The organism is Bordetella genomosp. 1, assembly GCF_002261335.1.
GTDB lineage: Bacteria > Pseudomonadota > Gammaproteobacteria > Burkholderiales > Burkholderiaceae_B > Bordetella.
Genome location: NZ_NEVL01000003.1, coordinates 128,305 through 148,610 on the forward strand (window position 1 = coordinate 128,305; position 20,306 = coordinate 148,610).

Here is a 20,306-nt window from a genome sequence, read left to right on the forward strand (position 1 = left end):
GATGTCTCTTCGTCATTCGGGGGCCGCCAGGCGCCAGACGCCATAGGGTTGCGAGGGATCGAGCGCGAGGGTGACGCGCGGGCCCTGCCAGGTGTGGCGGGCGTCATTGATCTGGTCGTGCGCGGACAGTGCCGCATGCTCGGGCAGGCCGAACAGGGCCAGCGGCAGCGCCACCGAGGCGGCCTGCGGCCGATGCGGATCCAGGCTCACGAGCACCAGCACCACGTTGCCCAGGCCGGGGGTGTGCTTGCAGAAGGCCAGCACCGCGCCGTTGTCGCAGGGCAGGGCCTGATAGCCGGTGTGGTTCTGCAGCGCCGCGTTGGCGCGCCGCACCTCGTTGAGCCGCGTGATCTCGCGCCGGATGTGACCGGGCTGGTCCCAGTCGCGCCAGCGCAGCTCGTATTTCTCCGAGTCCAGGTACTCCTCCTTGCCCGGCAGCGGTGCGCTTTCGCAGATCTCGAAGCCGCTGTACATGCCCCACAGGCCGGAGCCGGTGCAGGCCAGCGCGGCGCGGATCAAAAAGCCCGCGCGTCCGGACGTCTGCAGGAAGTACGGGTTGATGTCGGGCGTGTTCACGAAGAACTGCGGCCGGTAGTAGCGCGCCATATCGCTGTTGGAGAGCTCGTCGAAATAGCTGTCGAGCTCGTCGCGCGTGTTGCGCCACGTGAAGTAGGTGTATGACTGGGTGAAGCCGATCTTGGCCAGCCGGCGCATCATCTTGGGCCGGGTGAAGGCTTCGGACAGGAACACGGCGTCGGGGGCCTGCGCCCGCACCTCTTCGATCAGCCACTGCCAGAACGGCAGCGGCTTGGTGTGCGGGTTGTCGACGCGGAACGTGCGCACGCCGTGGCGGGTCCAGAACAGCACCACGTCGCGCAGCGCGCGCCACAGCGCCATCCGGCGCGCCTGGCGGGCGCCCTGGTAGAACGAGACGTTGACGATGTCCTCGTACTTCTTCGGCGGATTCTCGGCATAGCGCATCGAGCCGTCGGCGCGGTACGAGAACCAGTCGGGGTGATCGCGCAGCCAGGGGTGGTCGGGCGAACACTGGATGGCGAAGTCCAGCGCGATCTCCAGATCGTGCTCGCGCGCGGCCTGCACCAGCCGCAGGAAGTCGTCGAGCGTGCCGAGCGCGGGCTCGATCGCATCGTGCCCGCCCGCCGCCGCGCCGATCGCGTACGGGCTGCCCACGTCGTCGGGACCGGCGCTCAGGCTGTTGTTGCGGCCCTTGCGGTTGCGCAGGCCGATCGGATGGATCGGCGGGAAGTACAGCACGTCGAAGCCCATCGCGCGCACGGCAGGCAGCCGCGCGATCACGTCGTCGAAGGTGCCGTGACGGCCCGCTTCGGGCGCCTGCGACCGCGGAAAGAGCTCGTACCAGCTGGCGTAGCGCGCGGTCGCGCGGTCGGTCCAGACCGGCCACGGGCCGTTGGCGACCTCGAAGGCGCGCGCCTGGGTCTCGCGCATGGCGGCGGCCAGCTCCGCCGTGAGCAGGGCCTCGATGCGGGCCCCCTCGAGCCAGTGCGCGGCCTGCTCGACCGCCTCGCGCGCCTGCGCCGGCACGCCGTCGAACATCGACAGGGTGCGGCCGAGCACGCCGGCGGCGTGGGTCCCCGCGCGGGCGCGAGCATGGGCCGCGCGCAACTGCGCGAGGCCTTCCAGCACCTCCAGCGCCACCGGCACGCCGGCGCGATGCTTGGCCGCCAGCTCGTGGGTGAAGGTGGCCCAGTCGTCGCGCCAGGCCATCACCACGAATTCGTGCGCGCCCACGCGGCGCGGCTGGAACGTGGCGCGCCAGCGATCGTTGCCGAGGAACTGCATCGGCACGCGCTGCCACTCGGCCTCGTCCAGAGCGCGCCAGCGCACTTCGGCGGCCAGCACGTCGTGGCCGTCCATATAGATGTCGGCCTCGACGGCGAGCGACTCGTGCGTGACGCACTTGATCGCGTGGCGGCCCTCGTCGACGCGCGGCTGCACGTCCTCGATGACCACGCGCGGCCCGTCGGCCGGCGCGCGCAGGCCGCCCGGCACCGCCGCGCCCACCGGGGGCTGCGGCGCGATGTGAAAACGCAGGCAATCGTTGACGGGCACGGCGGCGCCGAGCCAATCGCCGGGCTCGCCGCCCACCCGCTGCGGGATGCCGGGCGGCAGCGCCGCCGTCACCAGCTCCCAGTCGGGCGTGGCCGGCGCGTCGCCGCCGGGATGCAGCGCCAGGACGTCGGCGCCGCGGCACAGCAGCGTGGCGCGGCCGGCCTGGCCCGCGGCCAGGCGCAGCGGCGTGCGTGGCCGCGTTTCGCCGAGCCAGAGATTGATGTCGCGCAGCAGTTCGCGCGGTGCATTCGCCGCGTGGGGATAGAGCCAGCCGTCGCCCGCATAGGCCGCGCACCAGAGGGCGCGGCGCCACGCCGCGTCGGGCGGTCCGGCATGGGGCAGGGCGGGCATGCTGAGCACCGGCGCGAGCGCCGCCAGCCGGGCGTGTTCCTCGGCCAGCCAGTCTGAACGGTAATCCCACCACGGCAGCGAATCGTGGATCAGGTCGAAGCCGGCCGGCACCAGGTGTTCGAGCTGGGCGGGTGTCAGGCCGGGCCCGTAGGCCTGCAGCGTGACGCCGGGGTGCGAGGTGCGCAGGGCGTCGAACAGCCGGCGCCAGTCGCTGGCGGCGACGCGTTCGGGGCGATGCAGGCGCAGGCCATCGGCGCCGGCCTCGATCCAGCCGCGCAGGCGCGCGGTCCAGTCGTCGCGCACGCCGTCTTCCATGCGGGCGCCGGCGAGCGTGGCCACTTCCCGCGACTCGGCGGGCAGGCGCGGGTCGCGCGCGCTGTCCTCGCCGGTGTGGGCGTAGCCGCTGGAAAAGCGTTGTGCGTAGGGTCCGCGCAGGCTGGCGCGGGTCAGGTCCAGGTCGATCCAGAGCGCGAGCGACTGTGCATGGCAGGCCTCGGCCCACGCTGCAATCACGGCGGTGACGTCCCGGCCATCGTCGAGATGGTCGGGATCGCTCCACGCGCCGTTGAGTCGGTCGCGGCTGCCCGGCGCGCTGACGAGCACGGCGTTGAAGCCGTCGGCGCGCCAGTCGGCGAGCGCTTGCGGCTGCAACGCAGCCGCATCGCTCAACACGGCGCGCCAGGCGCCGTCGGGATCGAGGCGGGTGCGTTCAGGCCGCGCCATCGCGCCTCCTTAAAGTGCAGCAGGCGCGGGAGGCGGCGTGCCGGGTTGTGCGGGGCGCTGGACGGTGTAGGGCCAGGACGAGACCCGGCGCACGCGCGCGGGTTGCGGCGTGCCGGGGGCACCGGCCGTCAGGCTTTCGAACAGCTGCAGGTACGGCTGCACGGCGCTGTCCCAGCTGAAGTCGGCCATCATCGCGTTGCGCTGCATGGCTTGCCAGATGGGTTCCTGGCGGCGCAGGTGCAGGGCGCGGCCGATGGCGGCCAGCATGTCCTCGTCGCCTTCGCCGTCGAACAGCAGGCCGTTGGCCGTGCGCATCGCCGCGATCGGTGCGCGCGGGCCCGGATCGTGGATCGTGTCGGCCATGCCGCCCACGCGCGAGCCGATCGGCAGCGTGCCGTAGCGCATGGCGTAGAGCGGGGTGAGACCGAAGGGCTCGAAGCGGCTGCCGTGCAGCAGGATGTCGGCGCCGGCGTGCAGCTGGTGCGCGGTTTCCTCGTCATAGCCGATGCGCACGGCGCAGCGGTCGGGCCAGGCCTCGGCCATGGCGCGCATCGCGTCCTCGTGCTGGCGCTCGCCCTGACCCAGCACGAACACCTGCACGTCGTCGTGCGCCTGCAGGATGCGCGGCAGCACGCGGGCGGCCACGTCGGCCATCTTCTGGTGCGTGAGGCGGCTGCCCATCGCGATCAGCGTGGCGTTGGGATTGACCGACAGGCCGAGGGCCTGCTGCAGCGAGGCCTTGCAATGCGCCTTGTTGCGCGGATCGCGTGCGCTGTAGCGGTAGGCGCCCAGGTGGCGGTCGTTGGCGGGATTCCACAGCGTGTCGTCCAGGCCGTTGGCGATCGGCACCAGGTCGGCCACGCGCTCGCGCAGCAGGCCGTCCAGGCCGCAGCCGAAGGCGGGCGTGAGGATCTCGCGCGAGTAGGTGTGGCTCACGGTGGTGATCACGTCGGCGTAGCGCAGGCCGGCCTTCATGAAGTTGAGCTTGCCCCAGGCCACCATGCCGTTCTCGTCGCGCAGGTCGGCCGGGATGCCCAGCACATTGGCCTGCTCGAGCGGGAACTGGCCGTGGAAGGCGAGGTTGTGGATCGTGAGGACGCTCTTGGCGGCGCAGCCACGCGAGCGCATCAGCGCCGGCGTGAGGGCGGCGTGCCAGTCGTGCGCGTGCACCACGTCGGGACGCGGCACGCCCGGCTGGCCCTGCGCGATGCGGGCCGCGGCGTGGGCCAGCGCCGCGAAGCGCAGCGCGTTGTCGGGGAAGTCGCCCTTGTCGTCGGCATACAGGCCGTTGCGGTCGTAGAGCGCGTCGTTTTCCAGCAGCAGCACATTGATGCCGGCCTGGGGGCAGGTGCCGCCCACCAGCTTCGCGGGACCGCCCGGCAGGCCGCGCAACTCCGCCACTTCACGGGCCCGGCTCAGTTGCGCCCGGACGCCACGGTACGCGGGCATCAGGACGGTCACATGCGCGCCGCCGGCATCCAGCGCGCGCGCCATCCCGGTCACCGCATCGCCCAGGCCACCGCTCTTGGCCAGCGGGTACGCCTCGGCCGCCACAATGAGTACTCTGCTCGAAGACATGCTTGCTCCTGTGCTTGAAGGATCGGGAGGACCCGCGGCATGCGGGCCAGCTCCCTCTGTCTGTCTTCCTCCTCATAGCAAGAGGCGTGCCCGGCATGCGGCAGCGCACCAATCCGGGTGGATAGGGCGCCTTCGTGGGGCCACGCGCCGGGGGTGGGCGCCCGCTCCTGCGACGGCACGTCGCGCGCCGCGCACGCGTGCCACGCGCGCGTCACGTGCCCGCCCCGCGCGTGGTGCGCACGCCTGCGTTACGCACGCGAGGCGGGCACGGGCCTTGCGACAGCTCGGGTTCAGTCCAACCACACCGAGGAGATCCCTCATGAAAATCCGAGCTCCGATGTGCGCCCTCGTTCTGATGGGGGCCGTCCTGGCACCGGCCGGCGCTGCCTACGCGCAGAACGCCTATCCGGCCGCGCCGTCCGTGTCGCCCAACGACGGCACCGCCACGCCGCCGAACCGTCCGGTGCCCGAAGGCCAGACGCCGCCGGCCCCGGTCCAGGGCACGATGCAGGGCACCAATCCGCCCAATCTGGACACCACGAAGAAGCTCGATGGCAATGCGCCCGCAACGCGCAAGAATGACCTGCCGAACGCGCCGCGCGAAGCCAACGACAACGTGCCGCGCACCAACAGCCAGGGCGCCGCGCCTCCTCCGGGATATCCGAACACCGGCGGCTCGAAGTAAGCGCCGTCCGTTCCCGGTCATTGCCCGCGCAGCCCTTGGTTGCGCGGGCAATTTCTTTTGCGGCGGTGGTTGCGTCGCGGAAGGCCCTCCCGGGGCAGGGCTGCGGTGGCCAGCGCGGCGGCCAGCGCGGCGGCTAGCGCGGCGGCTAGCGCCTCCGTTGAAGCGGCAACGGCGCGCCATGCCCTCACGGCACTGACGACGGCAATACCGGCAAAGCCGGCGGGGCGAAAAAAAACCCGGCCACGAGGGCCGGGTATCAAAAGGGAATGACCCTCCGGAGATATCAGTGTCGGCGCAGGTCCGCCGGTGCAAGGCGCATCTGGCCGCGATACTTGGTGACCGTGCGGCGCGCCACCACGATGCCGTTGGCGGCCAGGCGTTCTGTCAGCGTCACGTCGGACAGCGGTTCGCTCGGATCCTCGGCGTCGATCAGTTCCTTGATCAGCGCGCGCACGGCGGCCGAGGAGCAGGAGCCGCCCGATTCGGTGGCCAGCTCGCGCGAGAAGAAATGGCGGAACTCGAACACGCCGCGCGGCGTGACCATGTATTTGTTGGCCGTGGCGCGCGACACGGTGGATTCGTGCATGTCGAGGTCGTCGGCCACTTCGCGCAGCATCAGCGGCCGCAGCGCCACCTCGCCGTATTCGAAGAAGCGCTGCTGGCGCTTGACGATGGCCTCGGCCACGCGCTGGATCGTGGTGTAGCGCTGCTCCACGTTGCGCACCAGCCAGCGCGCTTCCTGCAGTTCCTGCGCCATCGGGCTGCGGTTGTCGACGCGGGCGCGGCGGAACAGGTCGGCATAGGTCTGGTACAGGCGCGCGCGCGGCATGGCCTGGCGGTTGGGCACCACGCGCCAGCGCGACTGGTATTTGCTCACGTAGACGTCGGGCACCACATACGCGGGGGCCTGGTTGTCGTAGCGGCGGCCGGGCTTGGGATCGAGGCCGCGGATCAGCGCGCACGCCTGCTGCAGGTCCTCGGCTTCGCAGCCCAGCAGGCGCTGCAGGCCCTGCATGTCGTTGCGACCGAGTCGCTCGAGATGGTTTTCGATGATGTTGATCGCCAGCGCCTGGCCCGGACACTGGCGCGCACGCAGCTGCAGGAGCAGGCATTCGCGCAGGTCACGCGCGCCCAGGCCGGGCGCGTCCAGGCTCTGCACCAGCTTGAGGGCGGCCAGCCATTCGCCCTCGTCGGGCTCCGGGTCGAAACCGGCGTCGCCCGCCAGTTCGCACAGCGGCGTGCGCAGATAGCCATCGCTGTCGAGCGCGTCGATGATGAAGGCGGCCAGCGCGCGGTCGCGGTCGTTCACCGCGTAGCCGCTCAGTTCGTGCAGCAGGCGCTCGCACAGCGAGGGCGACGCGGCGACCCAATGCGCCAGGTCGTTGCCCTGCGCGCCGCTGCCGTGGCTGGTGGGATAGTCGCCCGAATACTCGCCGGGCGCGTCGCTGGCGTATTCGGGTGCGTAGTCGTTGTTGTCGGCGGGCGCGGCCTCGGCGGCGCCTTCCTCTCCGCCCGGGCCGGACGGCTCGGCGGTTTCGCCGCCCACGCTTTCGTTCCCGCCCGCGCCCAGCGTCGTCGGCATGCCGGCCACGCTCGGGTCGACGGGCATGTCGTCGGAGCTGTCCTCAAGAAAAGGATTGTTGGCCAACGCATGCTGGACGGCAGTGGTGAACTCCAGTGCCGACATTTGCAGCAGTTTGACGGACTGCTGCAGACGGGGGGCCAGCGTGGTCTGCTGGCGCAAACGCAATTCCTGGGCGGCGTAACTCACACATATCTCCTTGATGACGTCGGCACGGGCCGGCGAGGTTCTACAGGGGGATATGAATGCAATATCCGTGCCAGCTAGGGTTATCCCTAGATCGAGGCAGGGCCTTCAGAGGGGAGCGGGGGGCGCGAGCGGGATTCGATAGGTAGGACGAGGGACACGTTTACCGCCGTCCGGTAAGAATTGCGCATGTGGCGTGCCCGGGCTTGCGCGGCTGATGCGGCCGGGGCGCGCGGGGCGCGGCCGACGCCGGCCGGCGCCCCGGCCGCACGTCCTGCCGGCGGCGTTCAGGCGTCGCTGGCGCCGTAGGCGGCGAGGCGGTTGTAGAGCGTCTTGACGCTGATGCCCAGGGCCTGGGCGGCGCGCTGCTTGTCGTTGCCGCACTGGCGCAGGGTGGCCAGGATCAGGCTGCGCTGCGCATCCGCGAGCGCCGTGCCCACCGCGAAGTCGAGCTGGTCGGAGGCGTCGGCCAGCGGCGCGGTGGCGCGCGGCGCCATCTCCGGCCCGATCTCTTCGTCGGCCATGATGTAGGCGCGCTGCACGATGTTCTTGAGCTCGCGCACGTTGCCCGGCCAGTCGTAGCGCTGGAGCGCCTCCAGCATGGCGGGCGCGAAGCGCTTCTTGCCGCGATGGGTCTGGTTGAGCTCGTCGAGCATGCGCTGCGCCAGCACCGGCACGTCCTCCGCCCGTTCGCGCAGCGGCGGCACGCGCAGCGGCACCACCAGCAGCCGGTGCAGGAAGTCTTCGCGCAGGCGGCCATCCTCGACCGCTTCGAGCGGATCGCGGTTGCTGGCGCAGATCACGCGCACGTTGGCGCGCAGCAGATCGGTGCCGCCCACGCGCTGATAGGTGCCGGTCTCGAGCACGCGCAGGAAGTGCACCTGCATGTCGGTCGACATCTCGGTGACTTCGTCGAGGAAGAGGGTGCCGCCGCTGGCGTGTTCGAAGTAGCCGGCGTTTTGCGAGTGGGCGCCGGTGAAGCTGCCTTTCTCGTGGCCGAACAGCAGCGCATGCGCCAGGCTGCGGCTGATTGCGCCGCAGTTCACGGCCACGAAGGGCCGGTCGGCGCGCGGGCTGCCGGCGTGGATCGCGCGCGCCACGAGCTCCTTGCCCGAGCCGCTCTCGCCGATGATAAAGACCGACGCGTCGGTAGCGGCGGCCCGCTCGATCTGGCGGTTGAGTTGCTGCATCACCTCACTGACGCCCAGCCGTTCGGGGTCCGGCGGGGACGGCCGGGCGGCGGGAGGGGGCGTGGAGCTGCGAGCGGGCATGCGGAAATCTCGGTGGTGGCAGACCCCTCATCATAGCGGGCGCCAATCGAACCGCCAGGGGCAAATGCGACGAGATGCAAAAAGCCATGTCGCGGGCCGAAGTTCGGTATCGAATGTTTACGTATCGATGTCCGCAAGTTTGGCACAGATCGCGAAGCGCACGCTATGCTCGACGCCATGCATGCCCGGTTCCGGTCCGGCAAGCAAGCAATCGTCAAGCATGGCAAACTTGCAGCCGCGGCACCGACGTCACGAGCGTCGGTCGCCACACAGTACACAACATTCATAAAGCCAGAAGGAAAGCATTCCATGCCACACCTGCTCGTCGTCGACGATGATGACGCCATCCGCGAGACACTCGCCGAGATCGGCCGCGAAAGCGGTTTCACGGTCGCGCAGGCGGGGTCGGTCCGCGACGCGGTGTTGCAATGGGAACGCAAGCTGCCGGACCTGGTGCTCGCCGACGTGCGCCTGCCCGAGGGCAACGGCATGGACATCTTCCGCCGCGTGCCGATCGGCAATGCCGAAGTGGTGGTCATCACCGGCCACGGCAGCATGGACAGCGCGGTCGAGGCCCTGCGACTGGGCGCCACCGATTACCTGGTCAAGCCCATCAGCATGGAGCGGCTGCAGCAGATCATGGACCGCGTCGCCGGCACCGCCGACAGCACGCCGGCCGACCAGCCGTTTTCGGAAGAGGGGCGCTTCGGCCAGATGCTGGGCCGCTCCGAGGTGATGAAGCGCGTCTACGAGCAGCTCGCGCGCGTGGCCCCCACCGATGTGTCCACGCTGCTGATCGGCGAGAGCGGCACCGGCAAGGAGCTGGCCGCGCATGCGATCCACGATCTCAGCGCGCGTCGCCAGCGTCCGTTCGTGGCGGTCAACTGCGGCGCGATCTCGCCCAACCTGATCGAGAGCGAGCTGTTCGGCCACGAAAAGGGCAGCTTCACGGGCGCCGACCGCCAGCACAAAGGCTATTTCGAGCGCGCCGATGGCGGCACGCTGTTTCTCGACGAGGTCACCGAGATGCCGCTCGACCTGCAGGTCAAGCTGCTGCGGGTCCTCGAGACCGGCCATTTCATGCGCGTCGGCACCAATCGCGAGATCGCCTGCGACGTGCGCATCGTGGCGGCCACCAACCGCAGCCCCGAGCAGGCCGTGGCGCAAGGCCGGCTGCGTGAAGACCTGTATTACCGGCTCGGCGTGTTCCCGCTCGAGCTGCCGGCGCTGCGCGACCGCGGCGATGACGTACTGTTCATCTCCGAGCGCTTCCTGGCCGCGCAAAACAAGGAAAACGGCACCAACAAGCGTTTCACCGACGCCGCCCGGACCGCGATCCTGCAGCACGGCTGGCCCGGCAACGTGCGCGAACTGAAGAACTTCGTGCGGCGCGCCTATATCCTGGCCGAGACCGACGACATCACCGACGAGTCGCTGCTGCCGCAGACCTCGCCCAAGGCGCCGCGCGCCGGCGGCGCGCAGAACGATGCGCGCGTGAGCGTGCAGGTCGGCGCGACGCTGGCCGAAGCCGACCGGCGCCTCATCCTGGCCACGCTGGCGCGCTGCGGCGGCGTGAAGAAGCAGACGGCGGCGATGCTCGGCATCAGCGCCAAGACCCTCTACAACCGCCTCGAGGAATACGAGCGCGAGGGCTTTCTGATCCCGCAGGACAAAGACGCGGCCGACGCGCGCGAAGGCGCCTGAGTCCACCGCGCCCGGCGCGCCTGCCTCCGCAATCCCCCGACGGCCGCGCATCGCGGCCGTCGTGCTTTGCATCGCCGCGCCGGCAGGCACGGCAGTTGCGGCCCGCTTGAGCTTTCCCGCACCTTGCCTGGAGAGCGCCGCATGCAGACTGTCTCCGATTTCGTCCTCGACCGCCTCGCCGAATGGGGTATCCGCCGTGTGTTCGGTTATCCGGGCGACGGCATCAACGGCCTGATCGGCGCGTTCGGTCGCACCGAGGCGCCGCTCGAATTCGTGCAGGCCCGCCACGAAGAGAACGCGGCCTTCATGGCCAGCGGCCATGCAAAATTTACCGGCCAGGTCGGCGTGTGCCTGGCCACCTCCGGCCCGGGCGCCATCCATCTGCTCAACGGCCTCTACGACGCCAAGCTCGATCACCAGCCGGTGGTGGCGCTGGTGGGCCAGCAGGCGCGCAGCGCGCTCGGCGGCGACTACCAGCAGGAAGTCGATCTGGTGAGCCTGTTCAAGGACGTCGCCCATGAATTCGTGCAGGTGGCCACCACCGCCGAGCAGGCCCGCCATCTGGTCGACCGCGCCTTGCGCATCGCGCTGGAGCAGCGCACCGTGACCTGCGTGATCTTCCCCAATGACGTGCAGGACCTGCCGGCCGTGCCCGAGCCCAAGCGCGAGCACGGCATGCTGCATACCGGCATCGGCATCACCTCGCACGCCAGCGTGCCGAACGCCACCGCGCTCGCCAACGCGGCGGAGATCCTCAACCGCGGCGAACGCGTGGCCATGCTGGTCGGCGCGGGCGCGCTCGAAGCGGGCCCCGAGCTGCGGGCCGTGGCCGAACGGCTCGGTGCCGGCGTCGCCAAGGCCCTGCTGGGCAAGGCCGTGCTGCCCGACGACCTGCCGTACGTGACCGGTTCGATCGGGCTGCTGGGCACGCAGCCGAGCTGGCAGATGATGAACGAGTGCGACACGCTGCTGATGGTGGGCACCTCGTTCCCGTATTCCGAATTCCTGCCCGAGGCGGGGCGCGCGCGTGCCGTGCAGATCGATCGCGACGGCCGCAAAATCGGGCTGCGCTATCCCGTCGAGCTCGGGCTGGTGGGCGAGTCGCGCGACACGCTGCGCGCGCTGCTGCCGCTGCTCGACGCCGAGATGGCGCCGGCGCGCAAGCGCTGGACCGAGAAGGTCGCGGGCATGAACGAGCGCTGGCACAAGACCGTGCAGGCCCGGGCCATGGACGAACGCGAGCGCATGAACCCGCAGCGCCCGGTGCTCGAGCTCTCGGCGCGGCTGCCCGAGCGCAGCATCGTGACCTGCGACTCGGGCTCGGCGGCCAACTGGTACGCCCGCGACCTGAATCTGCGCGAGGGCATGATGGGCTCGGTCTCGGGCGGTCTGGCGAGCATGGGCTGCGCCATGCCCTACGCGCTGGCGGCCAAGCTGGCCCATCCCGACCGGCCCGTGGTCGCCCTCATCGGCGACGGCGCGATGCAGATGAACGGGATCAACGAGCTCATCACCATCGCGCATCGCTGGCAGGACTGGGAAGACCCGCGCATCGTGGTGCTGGTGCTGAACAACGGTGACCTGAACCTGGTCACCTGGGAGCAGCGCGTGATGGGTGGCGACCCGCGTTTTCACGCGTCGCAGCTGCTGCCCGAATTCCGCTATGCCGACTACGCGCGGCTGCTGGGCCTGGAAGGCATCCGCATCGAGCGCGGCGACGAATGCGCGGGGGCGATCGAGCAGGCGTTCAAGGCCGACCGGCCCGTGTTGATCGAGGCGGTGACCGATCCCGAGATGCCGCCGATCCCGCCGCACGTGCCGTTCAAGCAGATGAAGGCGTATCTGCAGGCGCTGCGCAAGGAGGACGCGAGCGGGCGCCAGGCCCTGCGCGCGACCTTGTCGCAATGGTGGGCGAGTTGAGCCGCACTGCCGTATCCGTCAGCGCGCCTGCGGGCGCAAGGAGCACGCAATGAGTACCAAGGCATCGAAGCACCCCGGCTCGGGCAAGGCCGAGCCGCGCAAGGACAAGCCGCGCGAAGAGTCCGGCGATCAACGCAAATCGGGCGAGCGCAACTATCCGCCGGACAGCCTGCGCAATCCGCTGCCCGGCCTGGATCCGCAGCAGACGCCGGGCTCGGATCGCGCCGATCTGTAACGCCGGGCGAGGCTCCCCCAGCGCCCCTCGACGGGCCGGCGTCACCCGCGCCGTGTCCGCCGACCCGGGGTCGGGCACGCCACTTGCGCCCGTCCTGGATTCGACGCGCGCCGCGGGGCGCGTGCAGTTGCAGTTTTTTCAAGGAGACGTCATGACGACACGCCATCACCGCCATCTCGACAACGCCAAGAGCCACGTGAAGGAGTCGCTGAGCGAGCTGATCGCCGGCACGGAGGCGCTCTTGCGCAGCACCGCGACCTACGGTGGCGCCGAGATCGAGTCGGCGCGCGACCGTCTCAAGCACCAGCTCGAAAGCGCGCGCGAACACGCGGGCGGCTGGGAACGCGTGGCCGCGGATCGCGCCCGCCGCTGGTCCAATGCGACCGACGGCTATGTGCACGACAACGCCTGGAAGACCGCCGGCGTGGCCGTGGTGCTGGGCGCCCTGATCGGCGCATGCCTGATGTCGGATCACTGGCGCCGCTGAGCGCCGGACCGGCGGGACGGCAGCCCGTCCCGCCCGCGGTGCGCGCGCTGCGCGCCGCAATCCGAAGCGGCCGCATTGCGCGGCCGCTTTTTACTGGGCGAGTCGTCGCGTCAGAGCGCACGCCTGACGACGAGCAGGCTGCGCACCTCGCGCACGCCCTGCACGTCACTGGCCGCGTCGAGCGCGCGGGCCGCGACCTCGTCGTTCTCGACCTGGCCCTCGAGCTGCACCACGCCCGCCTCCGTGCGCACGCCGATCGTGTTGGATTCCAGGCCGGCGCGCAACGCGAGCGCCTCGCGCACCTGGGTGGTGAGCATGGCGTCCTGCGGGGTGGCCGCGATGGCGGGCGCGGCCAGCGCGCCGCAGAGCAGGGCCGCCGCGAGCGGCCGGGTCAGGCAAAACAGGGTCTGCTTCATGATCGGATCCTCCGGGTTGGCCGCAGCGGCGCGCGCTGCGGAGTCGCGCCGACATGTCGCCCACGCAATGCCAAGGGCGCCGCAAGGCCCATTCCCATGGGCCGGCGCGCCGGGTGGCGCAGCTCGCCCGGCACGGATGTAACCCGGCATGCCTCTTGCGACCTCATCGGGGCACGTCCACCTCCGCGCCCGCCGCGGCGCACCTCTCTGACGAGGTGGACCTTTCAGCAGGAGGCTAGCCATGCGCCAGGACAAAGACGCAAAACCGCAATCCGATCCCAGCCGTGATACGCCGCCCGCGCACCAGCGCGCCGGCCACCGCGAGGACGATCCCGGCCGGCATCCCGACCCCGCGGGCGGCCAGGACGGCCGCACGCGCGGTGCGCAGGACCACGAGTCGCGCAAGAGCGGGCAGTTCGGTGCCGACGAACCCGATTACGGCCGCCCCAAGGGACAGCGCCCCGAGGACTACGTGGGCGGCGAGGCCAACGAGGCCGGCCCGCAATACGAGGAGGGCGGCCGCTATCCGGGCACCCGGGGTGGCGGCGACCAGCCGCGCGGCGCCGATCCCGAAGACCCTGAGCCGGACCCGCGTGGCAGGCATCCCGGCAGCGCGCCGGGCAAGGCCCCGGGCACCCGCGCGGTGGGCCGCGACACGCCGGTGCGCAGCCGCAGCGCGGACCCCGGGCAGAGCAGCTACGGCGGCTTCTCGCACGAGGATCCCTCGTATCAGCGCCAGCAGATGAACGATGTCGAGGACCTCGACTTCTACCGCCGCGCACGCGACCCCTGGGGCCGCCAGCCGGGCCTGGAAACCGACCCGGCCCGCGAGGAGCGCGAGCAATGGCGCGCGGCCCAATCGCGCGCCATGCATGACGCGCCCACCTACATCGACCCGCGCGGCTACGTGCGCTCGGACGAGCGGGTGCGCGAATTCGTGTGCGAACGGCTGGCCACGAGCGGCCTGGACGTGAGCGACGTGTCGGTCGAGGTGGCCGATGGCGCGGTCACGCTGGAGGGCACCGTGGCGGACCGCCGCGTCAAGCACCGCGTCGAGGATTGCGTCGACAGCTGCATCGGCGTGAAGGACGTGGACAACCGGATCAGGGTCGCGCTGCGCGGCCGTTGAGCGGTGGACCGGGATCCTCCCGGTCCACGTGAGCAAGGAGACGACATGACTGCATCGACCAATATCGTGGGCGGACCGAAGCGCGATCCCAAGGGGCCGGGCCCCGAGGTGATGGCGGCCGACACGCTGGAAGACAACGACGTCTACAACCCGGCCGGCGAGAAGCTCGGCTCGGTGGAAAAAATCATGCTGGACGTGCCGCGCGGGCGCATTGCCTACGCGGTGCTGTCGCACGGCGGCGTGCTCGGCATGGGCGACAGGCTCTACGCGATTCCGTGGAGCGCGCTGACGCTGGACACCGACCGCAAGTGCTTCGTGCTCGACGTGCCCAAGGAGCAGCTCAAGCAGGATAAGGGCTTCGACAAGGACAATTGGCCCAGCATGGCCGACGAACGTTGGGCTACCGACGTGCACAGCTACTACAACCAACCGCCGTACTGGTAAGCGGCGGTGCAGGGCGGGGCGCCGCTCTTGCGCGCGCGCCGCCATGCAAAAGCCGCCCCGGAGCGATCTCCGGGCCGGCTTTTTCACATGCGTCGAGCGTGACGGACGGACCGCGTGCCAGGCAGGCCGCGCGCGCCGGCCTCAGCGTTCGCGCACCCAGCCGGTCAGCAGCACCACCGCATGCAGCGCGGCCAGGCCCACCAGGGCCTGCGCCAGCCGCACCGCCCAGGGCCAGTGCGACAGCAGCAGATTGAGCGGATCCAGGCCCACCGCGGCGATCAGGCCCGCGTTCAGCCCGGCGATCACCAGCACGACCAGCGCGAGCCAGTCGCGCCGGCCGAGCCGGGTGTCTTCCTGGCGCCGCACCCAGCGCGGCAGCTCGTCGTCGCGGGCGGGGCCCGCGTCGGTAAGAATTTCAGCGTAGCGGCTCATGATCGGCGGCCCCTCAGTCGGGCCGTCCGTTGCGCACCGGATCCGGGCGGGCGTGCGAAATGCCGGCCTCCGCCTCGTCGACGATCTCGTCGGTGTCCACGTCGGCGCCGTCCAGTTCGGGATCGAAGGGGCGTACCGACTCGCGCTCGCCGGTGCCCTGGCTGTCGCTGTCGGTGCCCGACTCGCCGGGGGGCAGATCGCTGGCGGAGTCGGAAGAATCGCTCGGGCCCACGTTGGGACGGCTGTTCGGCAGATCGAGATCGTTCATGGCGGCTCCTGGGTAATGACGCGGGCCCGTTGGCCCGCGGATAAATTTTGCGACGTGGCGTATCAGCAAGTGACGTGCCCGCTGCGGCGCCTGGCGCCCTCGTTTTCCTCGGCATTGGCACGCCAGTTGCGGAAGCAACCGTATCCGATCCCCCAAAACTGGAGAAAAAGCCATGCGAAACAGACGGTTGGCGAGCGCGATGGACTGGCCGCGGGGAATCGGCGCAGGTGCGCAAGGGCCGTCGGGCGGAGCGATCGCAAGGGCGACCGCAGGGCTCGGCGGCCCAACGCCCAAGCGGCGAAAACGCCGCGCGGCGCGCTGAGGGGAGGGCCAATGACATTCTCCAACGGTGTGGTTGCGATTGCCCCGCATTACGAAGACGCGGTGTTCTGCTGCGGCGCCGCCCTGTCCGCGCACCCTGGCAGCACCGTGCTCACCGTGTACAGCGCCGTGCCGCCGCCGGGCACGCCGCTCACGCCCTGGGACACCCGCTGCGGTTTCCATGACGTGCAGCAGGCCATGGCGGTGCGGCGCGCCGAAGAGGATCGCGCGCTCGCCCTGTTGCAGGCGCAGGGGCGCGGGCTCGACCTGCTCGACCCGCACTACGGCGGGGGCGCCATGGCCGCGCGCCTGCCCGGCGTGATCGCCGCGGCGCTCACGCTGCTGCGGCCGCGCGTCGTGTTGATGCCGCTCGGGCTGTCCGGCAGCGAACACGTCATGGTGGGCGACGCCGCGCTGGCCGTGATGCCGCTCTTTGGCGATGCGCAATGGCTTGCCTACGAAGAGGTGGCGAGCCGCGACGAGCCCGGCCGGGTGCAGTCGCGGCTGGCCCTGTTGCAGCAGCGCCAGCTGAGCGCCACGCCGATGGAGTTCGGCCCCCCGGACGGCGTGCTCAAGGCGCGGGCCATGGCGCAGTACGAGAGCCATCAAAAGGGCATGGGCGAGCTGCTCGGCCTGGCAAGCCCGGATGGCCGGGGCCCGGCCAAGGCGCCCGTCGACCGCCTCTGGCGCATCGCGGCCGCGCCGCCCGCGAGAACGACCGTGATCTCCGCCTGAAGCACAGGTACAGCGCTTGCTCCGCTGAACCGGAAGGGCGCCGCGCGCGGCTGCCCGCCTCCACTCACCGGCAGTACGCGAAGGAGACCACCATGTCCTTGATCGTCGCCGCACGCTTCCAGACTTTCGAGCAGGCCACGCTGGCCGCCGGCAAGCTGTTCTCGGCCGGCTTCCGCGAGGAAGACGTCCACACCTTTTATGTGAATACCCCGGGCGGCCACGCCCGCTTCCCGCTGGGCGGGGACCGCAAGGCCGATCCGGATGCCGAGGGCGCGCAGTATGGTGCGATCGCCGGCGCGGCCATCTTCGGCCTGGTGCTTGCCGTGGCGGGCGGCCTGATCGGCGCGCGCATCAGCGGCTCCATCGTGGCCGTGGTCGCGGCGGCCGGCGTGGGCGCCTATCTCGGCGCGCTCGGCGGCGCGATGTGGCTGGCCGGGCGCAGAAAGCGCCGCGGCGCGCCCGGTGCGCCGCTCGACGAGGCCGGCCATCCCGAGGTGCGGCCGGCCGGCGTGCTGCTGGCGTTGCACATCACGCCGGACCGCGAGGCCGAGGCGGTGCGCATCCTGCGCGGGGCCGGCGGGCAGGACGTGGAGCGGGCGCACGGCCGCTGGCGCGACGGCCGCTGGGTCGACTTCGATCCGCTGGTGGCGCCCGAACGCGAGCCCGCCACCGTGCCAGCGCCCGGTGGCATGAGGAGCGCATCATGAGAGCCCTGATCGCAGCCGTCGCGCTGACGGCGGGCCTGTGCGCGGCGCCCGTGGCGCTGGCGGCCGATCAGGCCGAGGGCCAGTTCGTGGCGCGCGCCGTGGCCCTGTCGCAGTTCCAGATCGACGCCGCGCAGCTGGCGCAGGACCGCGCGGCCTCCGGCGAGGTGCAGGCCTTCGCGCGCCAGATGGGCGAGCAGCATCGCGAGTCCCTGAAAACCTTGCAGCCCTATGTCGGCAAGACGGCGCCGGCGCCCACCGGCGCCTACGCCGGCCAGCTGGCGGCCCTGCGGGATGCGCAGGGCGCCGGTTTCGATCGCAAGTATCTGACGGAAGCGGTTGCCGGTACGCTGGGCGAGGCGCTGCCCGCCTTCGAGGTCGCGGTGCAGCAGGGCGCCGATCCGGCGGTCCGCGATTATGCAAAACGCGCCGTGGCGCAACTCACCGAGCAGCGCGCCCGGGCGCAGGCGCTCGCCAATCCCAAGCCGGCGCCGGCAGCCGCCGAGACGGTGACGCCCACGCCGCCCGGCGAAGCGCCGGCCCCGTCGCCCGCCTCGCGCAGCGCGCCTGCGGCCGGCACCGCCGGGCCGGGCGGAGGTGCGCCGCAACGCTGAGCGGCGGGACGTATCGGGGTCGATGGGGTGCCTGCGCGGGTCGCAGGCACTTTTCTTTCGCGCCTCAGTCGCCGGCGCTGCCGGTGATCGGCAGCACGATGCCGGTGATGTAGCTCGCGCAGCAGGGCGCGGCCAGGAACACATAGGCCGGCGAAATTTCCTCCGGCTGGGCCGGGCGGCCCAGGTCGGTGCCCTTGCCGAACTCGGCCACCTCTTCGGCGGGCCGGTCCGCTGGATTGAGCGGCGTCCACACGGGGCCCGGCGCCACCGCGTTGACGCGGATGCCCTGTTTGGCCAGGTTGCCGGCGAGCGCGCGCGTGAAGGCGTGGATCGCGCCCTTGGTGGTGGAATAGTCGATCAGGTTGGCGCTGCCGCGCAGGCCCGTCACCGAGCCCGTATTGATGATGGACGCGCCTTCCTCCAGGTGCGGCAGCGCGGCGCGCGCCATTTGCATGTAGCCGTAGATGTTGGTGCGCAGCGTCTCGTCGATGCGCTCGTCGGTGAGCTCCAGCAACGACTTGGCATGCTCCTGGAAGGCGGCATTGTTGACCAGGATGTCGAGCCGGCCGAAGGCCTTGATGGTCTGGGCCACGGCCGCATCGCAGAACTTGGGATCGCGCACGTCGCCCGGGATCAGTTCGCAGCGCCGGCCCTCGGCCTGCACGTGGCGCGCGGTCTCGTGCGCGTCTTCGTGTTCGTCGAGATACACGATGGCCACGTCCGCACCCTCGCGTGCGTACAGCACCGCCACGGCGCGGCCGATGCCGGAATCGCCGCCGGTGATGAGGGCGGTCATGCCGCGCAGCTTGTCGCTGCCGCGGTAGTGCGGCGCCTCGAAGCGGGGCGCGAGCGCCAGGTCGTGCTCGTCGCCGGGCTTGTCCAGGTGCTGTTTCGGCAGGGGCGGCTCCGGCTGCGCATGGGTGCCGGCCTGGGCCGGGGCGTCGTCGCCGCCGCCGCTGCGCGCGGCATCGCGTCGATCCTGCTCCTCCTGCAGGGCGCGCTGCCGTTCGGCGGTGGTGTGTGCGCGGTGGGTGGCGTCGGGGGATTCGGGTTTGCTCATGGCGGACTCCGTGGGGGGGAAGGGGATGCGGCGGGGCCGCAAGCCCCATGCCGCCGCGCCAGGAACGCCAGTTGCTATGCATGCGCCACATTACTCACGCGCCGGTCCGGCACACGGGCCCGCCACGCTCAATCGATGCAGCCGCCAGGCCGCCGTGCCGAGGAATCGACACCATGGACGCTCTTTCTACCCCTCGAAGCCTGAGCTCAGGCGCCGCACCCGCGAAATCCGCGAAGGGCTGCGGCATCAGTCAGTATCCGGCGCTGTGCCGGTTTCTCGCCGGCCTGACCGCCACGACCCTGCTGCTGCTGGCGGTGGCCGGCATTCTCGCGTTCCTGGTGGTGCGCCTGGTGGAATTGCGCGTCGACAGCATCGTCGGCCCGCGCGGCCAGATCGGCGACATCACCGTGCGGCCGCACGAAATCGTGTTGCGCGACGTGGTGTTGCCCGGCGCGCCCGGCCAGGCCGCGACGCGCGCCGAGCGGGTGGTGCTGGTGCCGCGCTGGCGCGCCTTCCTGGCCCATGAGGCCGCGTTCGAGCGGGTGCTGGTGCAGGGCTACGACATGGAAGTGCTGCGCGACGGCGACGGCAAGCTGCACGTGGCGCCCTCGCTCGCCCAGGCCCTGGCCCGGGCGCGCGGGGCCGACGGCCAGCCGCGCCCGGCATGGGCCGGCCGCGTGGTGCTGGCCGACGGCACGCTGCGCTATCGCGACCAGACCGTGGCCTATCCGCCGGGGCACGACATGGTGTTCGAACAGGCGCGCGTCGACATCTCGCCCCTGGCCGTGCCGGCCGGCGAGGAACGGATGGAGGTGCGTTTCGAGGGCGTGACCGCGCCCGGCGCGAACGGCCAGCGCGGCACCGCCTCGCTGGTGGGCTGGGTGCGCGGCAAGGGCCAGGACGCCGACGTCCGGCTCGCGGTGCGCAACATGCCGGCCAGCCAGGTCGGCCCCTACATGCAGCTGGCGCACAGCGCGCCGCTGACCGGAGGCGCCGTCGACCTGGACATGCGGACGCAGATCCGCGACCGCGCGCTGCAGGCCAACGGCACGCTCGCGCTGACGCACGCCCGTTTCGGCGACGACGGCAGCATCTTCGCCCTGCCGCGCCAGGCCGTGCTGAGCGCCATGGCCGACCGCAACGACACGGTGCGTTTCGACTTCACGGTGCAGGGCAGCCTGGACGATCCCAAGTTCGCCATGCAGAAAAGCCTGCCGCAGCGGCTGGCGGGCGGCTTCGCCCGCGCGGTCGGCGTGAGCGCCGAAGGTTCCAGCGAGGGCGTGACCGGCGCGGTGCGCGAGATGGGTCGCGCGCTGTCCAACCTCTGGTGAGGCCGGCGCGCCGGCCCGGGATCGGATCGGGCGAGCCCG

Annotated in this window: 19 protein-coding genes; 11 read left to right on the forward strand and 8 right to left on the reverse strand. The window is 71.2% G+C overall.

All coding sequences use genetic code 11. The features are described from left to right. Positions 1-12: 12 nt before the first annotated feature. Positions 13-3,165, reverse strand: coding sequence for an alpha-1,4-glucan--maltose-1-phosphate maltosyltransferase (locus CEG14_RS09055; RefSeq protein WP_094826055.1), 3,153 nt, complete (start codon positions 3,163-3,165; stop codon positions 13-15). A gap of 9 nt (positions 3,166-3,174) precedes the next feature. Further along, a complete protein-coding gene (gene glgA, locus CEG14_RS09060; protein ID WP_094826056.1) occupies positions 3,175-4,743 on the reverse strand; it encodes a glycogen synthase GlgA in 1,569 nt (522 codons plus the stop codon). 319 nt (positions 4,744-5,062) lie between these two features. Between glgA and CEG14_RS09065 the strand changes: the two genes are divergently transcribed. Then, the gene (locus tag CEG14_RS09065; protein ID WP_094826057.1) at positions 5,063-5,428 is read left to right on the forward strand and encodes a hypothetical protein; all 366 of its coding nucleotides are present in this window, start codon (positions 5,063-5,065) and stop codon (positions 5,426-5,428) included. A 283-nt stretch (positions 5,429-5,711) separates the two neighbouring features. Here the strand turns inward: CEG14_RS09065 and CEG14_RS09070 are convergent, their stop codons facing one another. Further along, the gene (locus tag CEG14_RS09070) at positions 5,712-7,199 is read right to left on the reverse strand and encodes an RNA polymerase factor sigma-54 (RefSeq protein ID WP_094826058.1); all 1,488 of its coding nucleotides are present in this window, start codon (positions 7,197-7,199) and stop codon (positions 5,712-5,714) included. Between the two features lie 284 nt (positions 7,200-7,483). Continuing rightward, positions 7,484-8,467 carry a sigma-54 interaction domain-containing protein gene (locus CEG14_RS09075; protein WP_094826059.1) on the reverse strand — a complete coding sequence of 328 codons (984 nt, stop codon included), beginning with the start codon at positions 8,465-8,467 and terminating at the stop codon, positions 7,484-7,486. A gap of 309 nt (positions 8,468-8,776) precedes the next feature. On the opposite strand from CEG14_RS09075, the gene CEG14_RS09080 reads away from it, so the two are divergent. The 4 genes from CEG14_RS09080 to CEG14_RS09095 all read left to right on the forward strand — a co-directional run bounded on the left by CEG14_RS09080 (position 8,777) and on the right by CEG14_RS09095 (position 12,813). Continuing rightward, positions 8,777-10,171 carry a sigma-54-dependent transcriptional regulator gene (locus CEG14_RS09080; RefSeq protein WP_094826060.1) on the forward strand — a complete coding sequence of 465 codons (1,395 nt, stop codon included), beginning with the start codon at positions 8,777-8,779 and terminating at the stop codon, positions 10,169-10,171. Positions 10,172-10,312: 141 nt separating this feature from the next. Next, positions 10,313-12,091, forward strand: coding sequence for a thiamine pyrophosphate-requiring protein (locus CEG14_RS09085; protein ID WP_094826061.1), 1,779 nt, complete (start codon positions 10,313-10,315; stop codon positions 12,089-12,091). Between the two features lie 49 nt (positions 12,092-12,140). Continuing rightward, the gene (locus CEG14_RS09090) at positions 12,141-12,326 is read left to right on the forward strand and encodes a hypothetical protein (RefSeq protein WP_094826062.1); all 186 of its coding nucleotides are present in this window, start codon (positions 12,141-12,143) and stop codon (positions 12,324-12,326) included. 151 nt (positions 12,327-12,477) lie between these two features. Then, the gene (locus CEG14_RS09095; protein ID WP_094826063.1) at positions 12,478-12,813 is read left to right on the forward strand and encodes a DUF883 family protein; all 336 of its coding nucleotides are present in this window, start codon (positions 12,478-12,480) and stop codon (positions 12,811-12,813) included. 110 nt (positions 12,814-12,923) lie between these two features. Here CEG14_RS09095 and CEG14_RS26305 read toward each other — a convergent pair whose 3' ends face one another. Continuing rightward, a complete protein-coding gene (locus CEG14_RS26305; RefSeq protein ID WP_179280568.1) occupies positions 12,924-13,229 on the reverse strand; it encodes a BON domain-containing protein in 306 nt (101 codons plus the stop codon). Positions 13,230-13,470: 241 nt separating this feature from the next. Between CEG14_RS26305 and CEG14_RS09105 the strand changes: the two genes are divergently transcribed. Both CEG14_RS09105 and CEG14_RS09110 read left to right on the forward strand, forming a co-directional pair. Continuing rightward, positions 13,471-14,358, forward strand: coding sequence for a BON domain-containing protein (locus CEG14_RS09105; RefSeq protein ID WP_094826065.1), 888 nt, complete (start codon positions 13,471-13,473; stop codon positions 14,356-14,358). A 45-nt stretch (positions 14,359-14,403) separates the two neighbouring features. Continuing rightward, the gene (locus CEG14_RS09110; protein ID WP_094826066.1) at positions 14,404-14,802 is read left to right on the forward strand and encodes a PRC-barrel domain-containing protein; all 399 of its coding nucleotides are present in this window, start codon (positions 14,404-14,406) and stop codon (positions 14,800-14,802) included. 141 nt (positions 14,803-14,943) lie between these two features. Here the strand turns inward: CEG14_RS09110 and CEG14_RS09115 are convergent, their stop codons facing one another. Beyond that, on the reverse strand, positions 14,944-15,234 hold the full coding sequence (locus CEG14_RS09115; RefSeq protein WP_094826067.1) for a DUF378 domain-containing protein: 291 nt from the start codon (positions 15,232-15,234) through the stop codon (positions 14,944-14,946). A gap of 13 nt (positions 15,235-15,247) precedes the next feature. After that, a complete protein-coding gene (locus tag CEG14_RS09120; protein WP_094826068.1) occupies positions 15,248-15,502 on the reverse strand; it encodes a hypothetical protein in 255 nt (84 codons plus the stop codon). Positions 15,503-15,835: 333 nt separating this feature from the next. Between CEG14_RS09120 and CEG14_RS09125 the strand changes: the two genes are divergently transcribed. The 3 genes from CEG14_RS09125 to CEG14_RS09135 all read left to right on the forward strand — a co-directional run bounded on the left by CEG14_RS09125 (position 15,836) and on the right by CEG14_RS09135 (position 17,876). Further along, positions 15,836-16,558 (forward strand): PIG-L family deacetylase, encoded by a 723-nt coding sequence (locus CEG14_RS09125; RefSeq protein ID WP_094826069.1) that lies wholly within the window; start codon positions 15,836-15,838, stop codon positions 16,556-16,558. Positions 16,559-16,650: 92 nt separating this feature from the next. Then, entirely contained in the window at positions 16,651-17,265 is a 615-nt protein-coding gene (locus CEG14_RS09130; protein WP_094826070.1) for a hypothetical protein, read from the forward strand. After that, positions 17,262-17,876, forward strand: a complete 615-nt coding sequence (locus CEG14_RS09135) for a DUF4142 domain-containing protein (protein ID WP_094826071.1) — start codon at positions 17,262-17,264, stop codon at positions 17,874-17,876. The genes CEG14_RS09130 and CEG14_RS09135 overlap by 4 nt, the downstream gene beginning before the upstream one ends. A 64-nt stretch (positions 17,877-17,940) precedes the next feature. Here the strand turns inward: CEG14_RS09135 and CEG14_RS09140 are convergent, their stop codons facing one another. Then, on the reverse strand, positions 17,941-18,936 hold the full coding sequence (locus CEG14_RS09140; protein WP_094826072.1) for an SDR family oxidoreductase: 996 nt from the start codon (positions 18,934-18,936) through the stop codon (positions 17,941-17,943). 173 nt (positions 18,937-19,109) lie between these two features. Between CEG14_RS09140 and CEG14_RS09145 the strand changes: the two genes are divergently transcribed. Further along, positions 19,110-20,267, forward strand: a complete 1,158-nt coding sequence (locus CEG14_RS09145; protein WP_141243301.1) for a DUF748 domain-containing protein — start codon at positions 19,110-19,112, stop codon at positions 20,265-20,267. Positions 20,268-20,306: the final 39 nt, after the last annotated feature.